The organism is Bacillus sp. NH11B (genome assembly GCF_001884205.1).
Classification (GTDB): domain Bacteria; phylum Bacillota; class Bacilli; order Bacillales; family Bacillaceae_G; genus Bacillus_A; species Bacillus_A proteolyticus.
Genome location: NZ_MAOG01000017.1, coordinates 1 through 15,682, shown reverse-complemented (window position 1 = coordinate 15,682; position 15,682 = coordinate 1). Strand labels below are relative to the sequence as shown.

General features: G+C 36.1%; 19 protein-coding genes. 17 read left to right on the top strand and 2 right to left on the bottom strand.

What is annotated here, in order from left to right; translation table 11 throughout:
- Positions 1-70: 70 nt before the first annotated feature.
- The 8 genes from BAU27_RS03835 (at position 71) to BAU27_RS03800 (ending at position 6,370) form a co-directional block, all read left to right on the top strand.
- Positions 71-847 (top strand): metallophosphoesterase, encoded by a 777-nt coding sequence (locus BAU27_RS03835; protein ID WP_071744885.1) that lies wholly within the window; start codon positions 71-73, stop codon positions 845-847.
- Positions 847-1,722 (top strand): MerR family transcriptional regulator, encoded by an 876-nt coding sequence (locus tag BAU27_RS03830; RefSeq protein WP_071770154.1) that lies wholly within the window; start codon positions 847-849, stop codon positions 1,720-1,722. The genes BAU27_RS03835 and BAU27_RS03830 overlap by 1 nt, the downstream gene beginning before the upstream one ends.
- Before the next feature lie 77 nt (positions 1,723-1,799).
- A complete protein-coding gene (locus BAU27_RS03825) occupies positions 1,800-2,408 on the top strand; it encodes a genetic competence negative regulator (RefSeq protein ID WP_001235405.1) in 609 nt (202 codons plus the stop codon).
- A gap of 356 nt (positions 2,409-2,764) precedes the next feature.
- Entirely contained in the window at positions 2,765-4,051 is a 1,287-nt protein-coding gene (gudB, locus tag BAU27_RS03820) for an NAD-specific glutamate dehydrogenase (RefSeq protein ID WP_071744887.1), read from the top strand.
- Between the two features lie 81 nt (positions 4,052-4,132).
- A complete protein-coding gene (locus BAU27_RS03815; protein ID WP_071744888.1) occupies positions 4,133-4,342 on the top strand; it encodes a hypothetical protein in 210 nt (69 codons plus the stop codon).
- A 92-nt stretch (positions 4,343-4,434) separates the two neighbouring features.
- Positions 4,435-4,671, top strand: a complete 237-nt coding sequence (locus tag BAU27_RS03810) for a DUF3961 domain-containing protein (RefSeq protein ID WP_002075213.1) — start codon at positions 4,435-4,437, stop codon at positions 4,669-4,671.
- 77 nt (positions 4,672-4,748) lie between these two features.
- Positions 4,749-5,279 carry a peptidoglycan recognition protein family protein gene (locus BAU27_RS03805; RefSeq protein ID WP_001240643.1) on the top strand — a complete coding sequence of 177 codons (531 nt, stop codon included), beginning with the start codon at positions 4,749-4,751 and terminating at the stop codon, positions 5,277-5,279.
- A 110-nt stretch (positions 5,280-5,389) separates the two neighbouring features.
- On the top strand, positions 5,390-6,370 hold the full coding sequence (locus BAU27_RS03800) for a YpdA family putative bacillithiol disulfide reductase (protein WP_071744891.1): 981 nt from the start codon (positions 5,390-5,392) through the stop codon (positions 6,368-6,370).
- Between the two features lie 34 nt (positions 6,371-6,404).
- Here BAU27_RS03800 and ansA read toward each other — a convergent pair whose 3' ends face one another.
- Entirely contained in the window at positions 6,405-7,379 is a 975-nt protein-coding gene (gene ansA, locus BAU27_RS03795; RefSeq protein WP_071744892.1) for an asparaginase, read from the bottom strand.
- 211 nt (positions 7,380-7,590) lie between these two features.
- On the opposite strand from ansA, the gene BAU27_RS32200 reads away from it, so the two are divergent.
- The 4 genes from BAU27_RS32200 (at position 7,591) to BAU27_RS03780 (ending at position 11,113) form a co-directional block, all read left to right on the top strand.
- Positions 7,591-7,764 (top strand): DUF5359 family protein, encoded by a 174-nt coding sequence (locus BAU27_RS32200; protein WP_083595865.1) that lies wholly within the window; start codon positions 7,591-7,593, stop codon positions 7,762-7,764.
- A 130-nt stretch (positions 7,765-7,894) separates the two neighbouring features.
- The gene (gene cmk, locus BAU27_RS03790) at positions 7,895-8,572 is read left to right on the top strand and encodes a (d)CMP kinase (RefSeq protein WP_071744893.1); all 678 of its coding nucleotides are present in this window, start codon (positions 7,895-7,897) and stop codon (positions 8,570-8,572) included.
- 330 nt (positions 8,573-8,902) lie between these two features.
- Entirely contained in the window at positions 8,903-10,051 is a 1,149-nt protein-coding gene (gene rpsA, locus BAU27_RS03785) for a 30S ribosomal protein S1 (RefSeq protein WP_071744894.1), read from the top strand.
- A gap of 12 nt (positions 10,052-10,063) precedes the next feature.
- Positions 10,064-11,113 carry a type 2 isopentenyl-diphosphate Delta-isomerase gene (locus BAU27_RS03780; RefSeq protein ID WP_071770153.1) on the top strand — a complete coding sequence of 350 codons (1,050 nt, stop codon included), beginning with the start codon at positions 10,064-10,066 and terminating at the stop codon, positions 11,111-11,113.
- A gap of 184 nt (positions 11,114-11,297) precedes the next feature.
- Here the strand turns inward: BAU27_RS03780 and BAU27_RS03775 are convergent, their stop codons facing one another.
- The gene (locus BAU27_RS03775; RefSeq protein ID WP_000513901.1) at positions 11,298-11,432 is read right to left on the bottom strand and encodes a YpzI family protein; all 135 of its coding nucleotides are present in this window, start codon (positions 11,430-11,432) and stop codon (positions 11,298-11,300) included.
- Between the two features lie 118 nt (positions 11,433-11,550).
- Between BAU27_RS03775 and BAU27_RS03770 the strand changes: the two genes are divergently transcribed.
- The 5 genes from BAU27_RS03770 to BAU27_RS03750 form a co-directional block, all read left to right on the top strand.
- A complete protein-coding gene (locus BAU27_RS03770; protein WP_071770152.1) occupies positions 11,551-12,162 on the top strand; it encodes a YphA family membrane protein in 612 nt (203 codons plus the stop codon).
- Positions 12,155-13,048: a YIEGIA family protein gene (locus BAU27_RS03765; protein ID WP_071744902.1), complete on the top strand. Its 894-nt coding sequence runs from the start codon at positions 12,155-12,157 to the stop codon at positions 13,046-13,048. Before BAU27_RS03770 ends, BAU27_RS03765 begins: the two co-directional genes overlap by 8 nt.
- Entirely contained in the window at positions 13,045-13,230 is a 186-nt protein-coding gene (locus tag BAU27_RS03760) for a capping complex subunit for YIEGIA (protein ID WP_071744903.1), read from the top strand. Before BAU27_RS03765 ends, BAU27_RS03760 begins: the two co-directional genes overlap by 4 nt.
- Before the next feature lie 124 nt (positions 13,231-13,354).
- On the top strand, positions 13,355-14,665 hold the full coding sequence (der, locus tag BAU27_RS03755) for a ribosome biogenesis GTPase Der (protein ID WP_001125887.1): 1,311 nt from the start codon (positions 13,355-13,357) through the stop codon (positions 14,663-14,665).
- An 18-nt stretch (positions 14,666-14,683) separates the two neighbouring features.
- On the top strand, positions 14,684-15,682 hold a 999-nt coding region (locus BAU27_RS03750), incomplete at its 3' end, for an NAD(P)H-dependent glycerol-3-phosphate dehydrogenase (protein ID WP_071770151.1).

The window sequence follows — 15,682 nt, the reverse complement described above, 5'->3', positions numbered from 1 at the left end:
AATGAGTGATATAAAATAGCTGCATATAAAATGAAGGACTATACTTTACGAGGAGGGAGAGTAAAAATATATGACATGGATTATATTATTATGTACTCTCATATGCATTGGTTTTGTATGTCTTCTTGGAATGTATAAAGAAGCGATGCGTAATACTGTGCTGGAACATACATTAGTATTCGAAGAATTTCCGGAAAGTTTTCAAAAAGTTAATGTTTTTTTTATTTCGGATATTCATAGAAGGGTCATTTCTAGCTCGCTAATTGAACGAGTGAAAGGGAAAGCGGATATCGTAATTATTGGCGGCGATTTAGCTGAAAAAGGAGTACCTTTATCGCAAATCTCTTTAAATATTCAAAAGTTAAGAGAAGTAGCCCCTGTATATTTTGTATGGGGAAATAATGATTATGAAATTGAATATCACGAATTAGATGCTTTATTGTTAGAAAATAACGTGAAGGTATTAGATAATACAAGAGTTGTATTTGAGTCTGAATTAGGAGAGAAAATTTGCTTGCTCGGTATCGATGATGTTGGATTAGAACGAGATCGTTTAGATTTAGCATTGGCTGATTGTAAAGAAGAAGGTTTTCGCATTTTAATTAGTCACAACCCTGATATAATAAAAAAAATGTCTGGTAAAGAGCAAATTTCGCTCGTGTTAAGTGGGCATACACATGGAGGACAAATTCGGTTGTTTTCATCTGAAAAACATTTAAAGGGTGGCATATATAAGCATTTTAATATGACACTATTTGTTAGTAATGGGTATGGAACAACATTGTTTCCTCTTCGTTTTCGGGCACCTTCTCAAACGCATATCATTACGTTGTGTGGAGGGAAATAATGCCAACTTCAAATGGGAGCTATAATATAAAAGCTGTTTCGAATATACTCGGAATTCAACCGAGTACACTTCGCGCATGGGAAAGACGCTATCATATTATTGCCCCAAAAAGAAATCATGCGGGGCATCGTTTGTATACAGAAGAGCATATTCATATTTTGAAATGGTTAATGAACAAGGTTTCTGAGGGGATGATGATTGGACAAGCCGTTCAGTTATTAGAAGGGAATCGGTTGCAGAACAATATTCAAATAGAAAAAATTCCTGATAAAGAAGTTGTTTTAGTGGACGATATACTACAAGCTTTGTTAGAATTTGATGAAATTACAACTTCTGCATTATTAAACGAGGTTTTTAGTATATATTCAACGGAAAAAGTTGTTATAAGCATCGTTCTTCAAGTCGCAAACAAGTTGTTAATTTTAAAAAATAATAATGAGATTACAATGTTACAATTCAAATATGTTGTATCATTCTTACAAACACGTCTAGGAATGATTTATCATAATGCATCAGTGTATTCTTCCGTTAACAAAGTTTTCGTTTTGGAAAATAATATATTAAAAGGATTTATTTTCGCGACGTATTTACGAATAAAAGGATATCAAGCAATGTATATGGGGACAAGTTTAGATGAAGAAGGTATTTTACTAGCTATTGAACAATTGCAACCTAAGTATTTGTTTATATCTTTTGATGATGAACGAGAACTTGAAGAGGCAGTAAGATTTATTGATTTGTTGCAAGCAAAAAATAAAAATCTCTTTGTTGGTTTTATAGGAAGAAAAAGCATTGGGGATCAATTAAATCTTCAAAATATCCTTATTGGTAACACGAAAGAAGAATGGGATAGATGGATAAGAATGTCAGAATAGTTGTTCGAAAAGAACCATCTATTTTCTATTTCATATAATAAAAATTAGATGCAATGGTTACGTAGGGAGGGTATGAGATGAGACTGGAACGTTTAAATTACAATAAGATCAAAATTTTCCTAACATTTGATGATTTATCAGAACGAGGATTAACGAAAGAAGATTTGTGGAGAAATGCACCGAAAGTACAGCAACTATTCCGTGATATGATGCAAGAAGCAAATAAAGAATTAGGGTTTGAAGCGGATGGTCCGATTGCTGTGGAAGTATTTTCTCTACAAGCTCAAGGTATGGTTGTAATTGTAACAAAAGAAAATCAAGAAGTGGATACAGAAGATGAGTTCCGTGACGAGTTTATTGAAATGCAAGTGACTCTTGATGAAAGTGAACATATACTTTACGAGTTTGCTACATTAGATGATGTAATCAATTTGTCAAATCGCTTATATAACCTTGGTGTAACTGATGGGAAGTTGTATACATGGGATAATCGTTTTTATCTTTGGATAGAAGAAGAAGAGCAATTTCAATTATTGAAGGCGGATTTTATAGCTATTTTAGCGGAATACGGTAATCCGTCAACAGCAACAATTTATCGCATAATGGAATATGGTAAAGAATTAATGGATTCTCAAGCAATTGAACAAATATACAATTACTTTGTGAAAAAGCAAAACCTCAGCTAATGTAACGTAGCTTGAGGTTTTATTTTTATTCAGCTGAAGATTGGAAAATCTAAAATCTATAAAGCGAAGTTTAGGCAACAATACTAGCCGAACTGTATTTGAAAATTTGATCAGTATTTCTTGATGAAATATTGATTTTATTGAATGTGTTTTGGTGAAAATAAAAAACATTTAAATATTTAAGTGTTTTACTTTTCTAAAAGCAATAAAAGGACTATAATAATAGTGAAAACGCTTGCAATGCAAAATAGTTTGTATATATTTGTTAGCGTTTTCTATTGCATTCCAAATTTAACGGTGTATACTAGGCAATGAAGGTTTACTAAACAAGTGAAATTACAGGGGGTTTACTTACTATGGTAGCCGAAAAGGGAACTCAAACGAAAACACAACAACAAGGGGAACAACATTTTGAATTGTTAAATTCAACACAAATTGTAATTAATGAAGCATTAGAAAAATTGGGTTATCCAAACGAAGTATATGAATTATTGAAAGAACCAATTCGTATGATGACAGTGAAAATTCCAGTTCGTATGGATGACGGGACTGTTAAAATATTTACAGGATATCGTGCACAACATAATGATGCTGTTGGTCCAACGAAAGGTGGAATTCGCTTCCATCCAAACGTAACAGAAAATGAAGTGAAAGCACTTTCTATTTGGATGAGTTTAAAATGTGGTATTGTTGATTTACCATACGGTGGAGGTAAAGGTGGAATCATTTGTGACCCACGTGAGATGTCTTTCCGTGAATTAGAAAGATTAAGCCGCGGTTATGTACGAGCAATTAGCCAAATTGTTGGTCCGACAAAAGATATTCCGGCTCCAGATGTATTTACAAACTCACAAATTATGGCATGGATGATGGATGAGTATAGCCGTATCGATGAATTTAATTCACCAGGATTTATTACAGGTAAACCACTTGTATTAGGTGGATCACACGGACGTGAAACAGCGACTGCAAAAGGTGTAACAATTTGTATTCGTGAAGCTGCGAAAAAACGTGACATTGATATTAAAGGTGCACGCGTTGTTGTTCAAGGATTTGGTAACGCGGGTAGCTTCTTAGCTAAATTTATGCATGATGCAGGCGCGAAAGTAATTGCAATTTCAGATGCTTATGGCGCATTACATGATCCAAATGGATTAGATATTGACTACCTACTAGATCGTCGCGATAGCTTCGGTACTGTAACAAAACTATTTAATAATACAATTTCAAACAAAGAACTGTTAGAACTTGATTGCGACATTTTAGTTCCAGCTGCAATTGAGAACCAAATTACAGAAGAAAATGCTGATAAGATTAAAGCGAAAATTGTGGTTGAAGCTGCAAATGGCCCAACTACATTAGAAGCAACAAAAATCTTAACAGATCGTGGTATTTTACTTGTTCCAGACGTATTAGCAAGTGCTGGTGGCGTTACAGTATCTTACTTTGAGTGGGTACAAAATAACCAAGGTTACTACTGGACTGAGGAAGAAGTAGAACAACGTTTAGAAAAAGTAATGGTAAGATCATTCGATTCAATTTATGAAACATCACAAGTTCGTAAAGTAAACATGCGCTTAGCTGCATACATGGTTGGTGTTCGTAAAATGGCTGAGGCTAGTCGCTTCAGAGGTTGGGTATAATATATAATGTTTTGAGAAAACGTGATTTCCTTTCGAGGGGATCACGTTTTTTTGTTGAAGTATTAAATTGAGGTGTTGTATATGGAAAATGAAATGATGGAACGAGTAGAACAATTAGAAGAAAAGGTTAAGAGGTTAGAGGGAGAACTTGCAAGAACGATGGAAGCCAGAAAAACAAGTATCGTTCGGGTGTTCGGGGAAGGGTTACTGTTTTTAATATTTGGTTTGGTTGTAGTAGGGCCGATTATCGCCGTTGTAATCTCAATTCTTACTTGGCTTGCTGAAAAATAAAATAAAAACAAAAAGAACGCTTGTTCTGCACGAACAAACGTGCTATACTCTCCTTAGATAAACAAAACGGAAATGATTTTAAGGAGAGATAAATGATGAAAATGACAGTAGACCAAAGATTTATGATGCCAGCGGATGTTGTAGAACGAGTGGAAGTATTACGAAACAAGCAAAGTAAGCGTGGCACATTATTACAATCAGTAAATAAATTTTTCGGTTTAGATACGAAAGAAGATTGTGTTTGGTTTTACGGTTTTTATGGAGTGGCTGTAAGTATTTTATTATTTATGGTATTCACATCAAATATTTTCGATTTTATCTTCGCATAAGAAATATGCTATAAGGACATTGCTACCGAATACATATAAGGAAGTAAGGTAATCTTCTAAAGCGGGAGTTGGTAGTAATGGCGATGTTTCCTATAGAGCGTAACTATATTGGATATGGAAGTTCACGACCGGGAATTCCTCTTTCTAAAGTAAGGTTTATTGTAAGTCATGATACGGGGAATCCTGGTAGCAATGCGATAGGGAATCGAGATTACTTTAATGAAATACAACCGAAAGCTTCGGCGCATACATTTATAGATGATAAAACGATATTGGAAATTATTCCTATAAATGAAGTTGCGTATCATGTTAGATATGGTGTGCCGACGGATAATGACTTATATGGTTATGATGCGAATAAGGCTGCCATTGGGGTAGAACTTTGTTATGGCGGTGATGTTAACTTTTGGGAAGCATATACTCGTTTTACGTGGTATCATGCGTATTTATGCCAAAACTTCGGTTTGAATCCAAAAAAAGATATCGTATCACATAAAACATTGGATCCAGCTAGAAAGATTGATCCTGAGAATGTATTAGGGAAACAAGGTATTAAATTTCAGCAGTTTTTAGCAGATGTCTATCGGATGTATGTTTCGTTTAGATGACAAATATATGAAAAATGAATACAATAAAGATAGGTGCCTACTGCTGTAAGTAGGTTTTTTCTTGTTTATATAAAATAGAGCAGAGGTAGAAGACTAGGAGTGAACTGAGTATGCAAAAAGAGACAGTTATTATTATCGGAGGCGGTCCATGCGGATTAGCAGCAGCGATTTCGTTGCAAAAAGAGGGGTTAAATCCGTTAGTAATCGAAAAAGGAAACATTGTAAATGCAATTTATAATTATCCAACTCACCAAACATTTTTCTCCTCTAGTGAAAAATTAGAAATTGGTGAAGTGGCTTTTATTACAGAAAATCGTAAGCCATTTCGTAATCAAGCGCTTGCGTATTATCGTGAAGTAGTAAAGCGTAAATCTGTACGTGTAAATGCATTTGAACGAGTGGAACAAGTTCAAAAAGATGGTGATGTTTTTAAAGTTGAAACGACGAAGCGTGACGGAAACAAAGAAATATATGTGGCAAAATACATTGTTGTCGCAACTGGATATTATGATAATCCGAATTATATGAATGTACCTGGTGAGAAACTTGAGAAAGTAGCTCATTATTTCAAAGAAGGACATCCTTATTTTGATCGAGATGTCGTTGTAATAGGTGGTAAAAATTCAAGTGTAGATGCGGCGTTAGAGCTTGTTAAATCGGGTGCACGTGTAACAGTTCTATACCGTGGTGGGGAATACTCGCCAAGTATTAAGCCGTGGATTTTGCCGGAATTTGAGGCGTTAGTACGAAATGGGACAATTCAAATGCATTTCCATGCGCATGTAAAAGAAATTACTGAGCATACGTTGACGTATACAGTAGATGGTGAAGCAAATACAATTCAAAACGATTTTGTATTTGCTATGACGGGTTACCATCCAGACCACAATTTCTTAACAAAAATGGGAGTTCTGATTGATGAAGCAACAGGGCGTCCGATTTATACAGAGGGTAGTATGGAAACAAACGCTGAAAATATTTTTATTGCAGGTGTAATTGCTGCGGGGAATAACGCAAATGAAATATTTATCGAGAACGGTAGATTCCATGGAGATGCGATTGCGCACACCATTGCATCAAGAGGAGAATAAAAAGCAGCTGTCGAAAAACTCGACAGCTGCTTTTTTAATCGTGCATATACATATTTTGGATTGTTTCGTGAGAGTTTGTATTCTCTAATGCGACTAACAATTTAATACGTGCCTTTTGAGCGTTTAAACCGTATGTGAATATAACACCCATATCTTTTAGTTGTTTGCCCCCGCCTTCATACGAATATACATCTTGAACGATACCGTTGAAACAGCGAGACACTAATACAACAGGAATTCCTTTGCTTATTAACCGTTCTAAACTAGGAAGTGTTCGTGGAGGTAAATTACCTTGTCCAAGTGCTTCAATAACAATTCCGTCTACTGGTAGTGTTTCGATTGCTGATAATAATGTATCATCCATACCTGCGTATGCTTTTAGAACGACAACGTTTTTAGAAATCTGTCGTACTGCGCATGTTTCGTGATGCACTAAAGCATGATGGAAAACAACACCGCGTTTTGTTACCATGCCAATTGGTCCGTACTGTGGACTTTGGAATGTCGCGACATTACTTGTGTGCGTTTTTGTTACATTTGTAGCGCAATGTATTTCATCATTTAATACGACTAAAACACCTTTTTCAGCAGCTTCATTACTGCTAGCAACTTTTACAGCTGATAAGAAATTATATAGACCATCAGCACCTAATTCATTACTAGAACGCATTGCTCCTGTCACAATGATTGGGATGGTTGCTTGAACTGTTAAATCAAGAAAATAAGCTGTCTCTTCTAATGTATCGGTACCATGCGTAATGACTACGCCGTGAATATTATCTTGTTTTACTCTTTCGTCAATGATGACTTGTAATTGTAGCATTTCGCTAGGAGTCATATGAGGAGATGGAAGATGGAACACATCTTCGACAATTAAATCAACATCGCCTTCTAAATCAGGAATAAATTTCAAAAGAGGATTCTTTTCACCTGGTTGTACAACCCCAGTTTCTTTATCTTCTTCCATTGCAATCGTTCCGCCTGTGTGTAAAACTAGGATTCTTTTCAATGCTTATACCCCTTTCAAGTTGAAAAATACATTTAGAACATAACATGTTTTGAGTAAATTCGACAATGAAAATGTATAAAAGTATGCTTAGAAAATGACAATAAAATGAATTGCTTTAAGCGTTTGCTGGTAAGTGGTTATTAGATTAGGTTTTGTTTATATAAATTTACGAAATTAGATGTGTAAGTATAGAGGGGAAGGAGTGAGTTTTTTGGAAAAAGTGGAAAGAATTATAATTCGTATATTGCTGATTCAATTTATTTGTCTTTCTATTGTTCAACTACTTTTTATACATAAATCTTCAGTGAAATATTTATCGAAAATTGTTTATTACGAAGGTGTCGTCACGAAAAATAAGGCGCAAATCTTACAGGTGAATAAGTAGTTTTCATTTTCTTCTATGGTGGATTATGCTACAATAATTGAGGATTTAATGACGTGAAGCAAATGGGAAGAAGCAGGGGGAGAATACCTGCTTTTCGTTTTGTTTTATAAGTGAAAAATGAGGTGTTACAATGGATAAACGAATTTCGATTGCTATAGATGGTCCAGCAGCAGCTGGGAAAAGTACAGTTGCAAAAGTTGTTGCAAAAAAACTTTCATATGTTTACATTGATACAGGCGCAATGTACCGTGCTATTACATATGCAGCCCTTGAACAAAAAGTGGATCTTGAAAATGAAGAAAAGTTAATGGAAGTTGTAAAGAATGTGAATATTGAATTTCAGCAAGGGGAAAATACACAACTTGTATTTTTAAATGGACAAGATGTTTCTGAAGTGATTCGTACGCCTGATGTGACGAATCGCGTATCTATTGTAGCAAAGCATCGTCTTGTTCGTGAAGAAATGGTACGTCGTCAACAAGAATTAGCTGAAAAAGGCGGCGTAGTAATGGATGGCCGTGATATTGGTACACATGTACTACCAGATGCTGAAGTGAAAATCTTTATGCTTGCTTCTGTAGAAGAAAGAGCAGAAAGAAGACATTTAGAAAATATGAATAAAGGTTTCGATTCTAATTTAGAGCAGTTAAAAGAAGAAATTGCTAGGCGTGATAAATTAGATTCAGAACGTGAAGTTTCTCCTTTGAAAAAAGCTGATGATGCATTGGAATTAGATACAACTTCTTTATCAATTGAAGAAGTGGTCCAAAAAATTATGGGTATTGTTTCAGGAGTATTTGCGAAATAAAGAAAGAGGGCTATCCTCTTTCTTTATTTTTTTTGAAATGTAAAGGATACGTGAATTATAAGTCTCTTTTCTTGACAAATGGGCTAATTTGTAAGAAGTTAGTTACAGAGGAGAAAAACTGTCAGAATATATTCGCTATTATATTTCAAATCATACTTTCTTCAAGATGATTTTGCTGTATACTATTTGTATAGGTTTAATATGGTTCCTTGTGAACTGTATTGAAACAGAATATGTGATGATAAATTCTTAAACATGCAAATGAAAACATTTGTTTTCATTTCGTATATACATAAAAATGCTTTGTCAATTCTGTAGGGAGGTATTTCCATGGTAGAGAAAATGAATGAAGAAGTTATGAATTCAAAAGAATTACAAGTTGGTGACGTTGTTACAGGTTCTGTAACGAAAGTTGAAGAGAAACAAGTGCTTGTAAATGTTGGATACAAAACAGATGGCGTAATTCCGATTAGTGAATTAGCTAACGTTCATATTGAAAAAGCAAGCGATGTTGTAGAATTAGATCAAACACTAGAATTGAAAATTATTAAATTAGAAGAAGATGATCTTGTTTTATCTAAACGTGCTGTTGACGCAGAAAAAGCGTGGGTAGAATTACAAGAGAAATTTAATTCTGGTTATGTATTTGATGTTACTGTAAAAGATATCGTGAATGGTGGATTAGTTGTGGACCTTGGTGTTCGTGGTTTTATCCCAGCTTCACTTGTAGAAGTACATTATGTAGAAGACTTTGCTGACTATAAAGGGAAAACATTAGCGGTGAAAATTGTTGAATTAGACCGTGAAAAAAATCGTGTAATCCTTTCGCATAAAGCTGTAGTAGAACTAGAACTAGATTCTAAGAAAAAAGAAGCCATCTCTTCGTTAAAAGAAGGAGATGTTGTTGAAGGGACAGTACAACGATTAACGGATTTTGGTGCTTTCGTTAACGTTGGTGGTGTGGATGGTTTAGTTCACATTTCACAAATTTCACATGAACGTGTAGAACAACCTTCTGAAGTATTAGAGCAAGGTCAAAAGGTAAAAGTAAAGGTGCTATCTGTTGATGCGGATACACAACGTATTTCTTTATCAATTAAAGCAGCTCAGCCAGGACCTTGGGAAAATGTTGCTGGCGAAATAAAAGCTGGAGATATTCGTGAGGGAGTAGTAAAACGCCTTGTTACATTCGGTGCGTTTGTTGAAATTTTACCTGGTGTTGAAGGGCTTGTACATGTATCTCAAATTGCAAATCGTCACGTGAAAAATCCAAATGAAGTATTGGCAATGGGGCAAGAAGTAAAAGTGAAAGTGCTTGAAGTCCATGTAGCGGAAAAACGTATTTCTTTAAGCATAAAAGAAACGCTTGAAGAAAATAATGTAACAGAAGATTATAGCCAATATGAGCCAAATGCTGATTCAGCTACTTTCCAGTTAAGTGATATTATTGGTGAACAACTGAAAAAATTAAAGAAATAAAGAGGGGTACAAGTGGTAAGGGCAAAACGTAAATTAGATCATATTGAATATGCTCTTTCTACTGGTCAGTCTCGTACGCATGGCTTTCATGATATTGATTTTGTGCATCAAAGCTTGCCAAATTCAAGTTATGACACTGTAACATGTGAAACAAAAATCGGCGAACTTTCACTAAGTTCGCCGATTTTTATCAATGCGATGACTGGTGGTGGAGGAGAGCAAACGTTACATATTAATGAGCAATTAGCATATGTAGCGAAACATCATAACCTTGCTATGGCTGTAGGTTCGCAAATGGCAGCCTTAAAAAATGAAAGTGAGGCGGCTTCGTATAAAATCGTCAGAAAAGTAAACCCAAATGGCATTTTCTTTGCTAATTTGGGGAGTGAGGCAACTGTCGAACAGGCGGAGCGTGCCGTTGATATGATTGAAGCGAATGCACTGCAAATTCATTTGAATGTCATACAAGAGTTAACGATGCCAGAAGGAGACCGTGATTTTACGGGTGTACTTCAGCGAATTGAACAAATTGTGTTAAACAGTAAAGTTCCTGTCATTGTAAAAGAAGTAGGATTTGGAATGAGTAAGGAAACAGTACAGCAGTTAGCGAGTATAGGTATAACAGCAATTGATATTGGTGGACAAGGTGGTACGAATTTTGCTGCTGTTGAAAATGAAAGAAGACAGCGAATGCTTTCTTATTTTAATAACTGGGGCATACAAACTGTTACCTCGATTATTGAAGCAACCTCTACAAATAATAACCTCTCTTTTATTGCATCTGGGGGTATACAAACAGCGCTTGACGTGGCAAAGGCAATCGCATTAGGGGCGAATACAACTGCGTTTGCTGGATACTTTTTACGTGTTTTAATGCAAGATGGTATCGAGAAGTTAGTGGATGAAATCGATCTTTTACATACAGATTTAAAATTTATTATGACAGCTCTTGGCGCGAAGACGATAGAAGAGTTACAATCTGTACCTCTTGTTGTAAAAGGCGAAACCTATCATTGGTTAATGCAGCGTGGTATTGATACTACGCATTATAGTAGGAGATAAAAAAATCAACCGTGTGGTTGGTTTTTTTATAAAATAAAGAAGTGAGATATTGCGCTATATAATTCTATGAATGAAAAAAGAGCATATATTATGATTGAGATATTAATACGAAAACAAAAGAATTTATTAAAAAAATACGAAAAAAGACGGTTTCATACAATACTGAAACCGTCTTTTTTTATTTTTAGTGCTGATTTTGCTTTCGAGCTTGCTCCGGTGTATCAAGACTAGTTGCACCAGGATATTGAAGTGATTGGTCGCGATCAGATTCAACGCGGCGTGATTCTCTTAGCTTTCGTTCTTGGCGATCTTTACCCATTGTGAGTTCCACCTCCTTATTAAAAGTTTTGCTGTTATGAGAAAAACTATGCACAAAGAAAAGGTAGGATTAACTTTCATAAAAAGTTCCCATAATGGAAAACATAGGAGGTGAAATGATGGATGGGAGTACTTTTTATTTTGTGGCTTGGATAGGGTGGATTGTCGTGACCTTTTTTATGAAAAAAGAACCTATTCGTTGGAAGATAGGTGTTTGTATATTAATTTTTATTATTTGTTCCCCGTTAAATGTGACGATTGCTTCTTTTACTGTATCGGTAAATGCCCTTTTGCTTTGTATTATTTCTTTTGTAGGCATCACACTATACTCTATTTGGAAAAAATTATACACCTTACTTTCGGCGCTTATTATTGCAATGTTATATACAAGTTTCCATTTGTTAGAAGTATATGATCCGATTTGGATTGTGGTTGATAGGTTGTTGCTGCTAAGTGGTGCACTTGTGTATGCATCAATTTTATTGTACGGGGATCGCATATTAAGATTGTGCACCTTGTATATAGGGATGTTACAAGGAGAGTTGTTGGTGACGCTTATTTTTCATAAATTACATTTTCCTTATGAATATGGCAGTTTAGCCTTTTTTGATGTTGTTGCCGTTTCTACTTTATTTATGGCGATTTTACTATGGATTACAAAAGTATCAGTATATATGGAACAATTTAAGAGGAAAACGCGTAAAAGAAGGGCGAGGGTAATACATGACTGAATATACACCAGCCATTTTATGTGGCGTAATTGCCGGGACGGTAACTAGGGTGTTAATGCTTCGTACCGATACGAGGCAATATCCGACGAGGCTTCACGGGAAAATTATTCATATTGCGATGGGGTTAATTGCGGCTGCCTTAGGGGCAATTGCGATTCCGTCTATTTTGAAAAAAGATTTTTCTGCAATTACATTTCTTACGTTAGCGGCGACGCAATTTCGTGATGTGCGTAATATGGAAAGAAATACGCTTCAACAATTAGATGGATATGAGCTCGTACCACGTGGTAATACATACATTGAAGGGATTGCATTAGTCTTTGAAAGTCGTAACTATTTGGCGATGTTAACGTCGTTTGTAACAACGTTTGCGTATATAGGATTCCATTCATGGATTGCTGGGGTAATTACTGGTATGGTAAGTTTTTTCATTGCGAGAAAATTAATGTCAGGTAAAAGGCTTCATGATCTTGTAGAAATTGAGCACGTTCCACTTCGTTTTGAAGGAGCGGGACTTTATATTGATAATATTTACATTATGAATATTGGATTACCAGCAAGGCAAGAAGAAATTATGAAATATGGAATGGGTTTTATTTTAAAACCGAAATCAATTGATGCGATGGTTACAATTGCAAATTTAGGACAACGGCAAGCTATTTTACATGATGTCTCTGTTGCTCTAGGGATATATAGGGATTCAGGTACACCAGCACTTGTACCGTTAGCAAAGCGTGATTTAGAAGATGGAAGAGTTGGGATTTTTGTTTTGCCGCAAGACCAAGATGCCGAGAAAGCGATAGGTGTCATAGGGAATGTGCCAACGCTAGAAAGTGCTGTTCATATGTCATCGGAAGCCCCGAAAGGAAGGGAAGATAAAAGATGATGTTAGAAAGTGTTATTCTCGCAGTAATTACAACAACACCGGAAAAGTTTGCAGGTGGAGCTCCCTTATTTACTTGTGAGACGACAGAGGAACTAGAATTTGTTGCGAATAATTTAGAGGCGATATTAGATGGTATTGCGCATCGCTTACAAGAGAATGTATATATTATTGTGAAACATTAGCAACGTGTGTTATAATATGAGGTGTTTTGATACGTTGAGAAATATTCTGGAATGCAAATCCCTTCTTGCACAAAGAAGGGTTTTTTACATAATAAACAGAAGCAAGTTGAAAGGATGAAAGTATATGCCGAAACCAGTAATAGCAATAGTAGGCCGCCCGAACGTGGGAAAATCTACTATTTTCAATAGAATTGTTGGAGAAAGAGTTTCAATCGTAGAAGATATACCAGGTATAACGCGAGACCGTATTTATAGTGCGGGAGAATGGTTAAATCATGAGTTTAACATTATTGATACAGGTGGAATTGATATTGGAGACGAGCCGTTCTTGACACAAATTCGTCAACAGGCGGAAGTAGCGATTGATGAAGCAGATGTTATCATTTTTATGACGAATGGTCGCGATGGTGTAACTGCAGCAGATGAAGAAGTTGCTAAAATTTTATATCGTTCTAAAAAACCTATTGTACTTGCGGTAAATAAGGTTGATAATCCAGAAATGCGTAGTGATATTTATGATTTCTATGCATTAGGATTCGGTGAGCCATTCCCGATTTCAGGTACACACGGTTTAGGACTTGGTGATTTGTTAGATGAAGCTGCAAATCATTTTCCGAAGATTGAAGAAGAAGCGTATGACGATGAAACAATCCGTTTCTCTTTAATTGGACGTCCAAACGTAGGGAAATCATCACTTGTAAATGCACTTCTTGGTCAAGAACGTGTAATTGTAAGTAATATAGCAGGAACGACACGTGATGCTGTTGATACGCCATATAGCAAAGATGGTCAAGATTATGTAATCATCGATACAGCTGGTATGCGTAAAAAAGGGAAAGTATATGAAAGTACAGAAAAATATAGTGTACTTCGTGCACTTAGAGCGATTGAACGTTCTGACGTTGTTTTAGTTGTTTTAGACGGAGAAGAAGGAATTATTGAGCAAGATAAAAAAATCGCTGGATATGCTCATGATTCAGGACGAGCTGTTATTATCGTTGTAAACAAATGGGATGCAGTGAAAAAAGATGAAAAAACAATGAAAGCATTTGAAGAAAACATCCGTGCTCATTTCCAATTCTTGGATTATGCACCGATTGTATTCTTATCTGCGAAAACGAAAAAACGTACACAAACGTTATTACCGGTTATCAATGAGGTAAATGAAAGTCATAGCATCCGTGTACAAACGAACGTATTAAACGATGTAATTATGGATGCGGTAGCGATGAATCCAACGCCGACTCATAATGGTAGCCGTCTGAAAATCTTCTATGCGACACAGGTTGCGGTAAAACCACCGACATTTGTTGTGTTTGTAAACGATACAGAATTAATGCACTTTTCATATGAGCGCTTCTTAAAGAATCGTTTACGTGAAGCGTTCGGTTTTGTAGGAACGCCGATTCACATTATCGCTCGAGCAAGAGACTAATGGAGAGGATGTGATTTTATGACAAAAATCACAGTAATAGGAGCAGGTAGCTGGGGAACAGCGTTAGCGATGGTATTAGCTGACAATGGACATGATGTACGTATTTGGGGAAACCGTCCTGAACTCATGAATGAAATTAATACGAAACATGAGAACAGTAAATATCTTCCGGGGATTACATTGCCAAGCACAATCGCAGCCTACTCTTCTTTAGAAGAAGCGTTAGTAGATGTAAATACAGTACTGCTAGTAGTACCGACGAAAGCGTATCGTGACGTATTGCAAGAGATGAAGGGGATTGTTACGGAACCAATTACTTGGATTCATGCAAGTAAAGGAATCGAGCCAGGTACGTCAAAACGTATTTCGGAAGTGATTGAGGAAGAAATTCCAGAGAACTTGATTAAAGATGTTGTTGTACTGTCTGGACCGAGTCATGCTGAAGAAGTAGGTTTGCGCCAAGCGACGACTGTTACGTCTGCAGCCAAACGTATGGAAGCGGCTGAGGAAGTACAGGATCTGTTTATGAATAGCTATTTCCGTGTGTATACAAACCCAGATATCGTTGGAGTTGAGCTCGGTGGTGCGTTAAAAAATATTATCGCATTAGCTGCTGGGATAACGGATGGTCTAGGGTTAGGTGATAATGCAAAAGCGGCATTAATGACACGTGGTTTAACGGAAATTGCTCGTTTAGGAAGAAAAATGGGCGGAAATCCGTTAACGTTTGCTGGTCTAACTGGTATGGGAGACTTAATTGTAACTTGTACAAGTGTTCATAGCCGAAATTGGCGCGCTGGAAATATGCTTGGAAAAGGACATTCTTTAGAAGAAGTGTTAGAAAGCATGGGAATGGTTGTAGAAGGTGTAAGAACAACGAAAGCTGCTCATGAGTTGGCAGAGAAAATGGAAGTTGAAATGCCTATTACAGCTGCTTTATATGACGTGCTATTCAATGGGAATAATGTGAAAGATGCAGTAGGCTCATTGATGGGACGTGTTCGAAAACACGAGGTC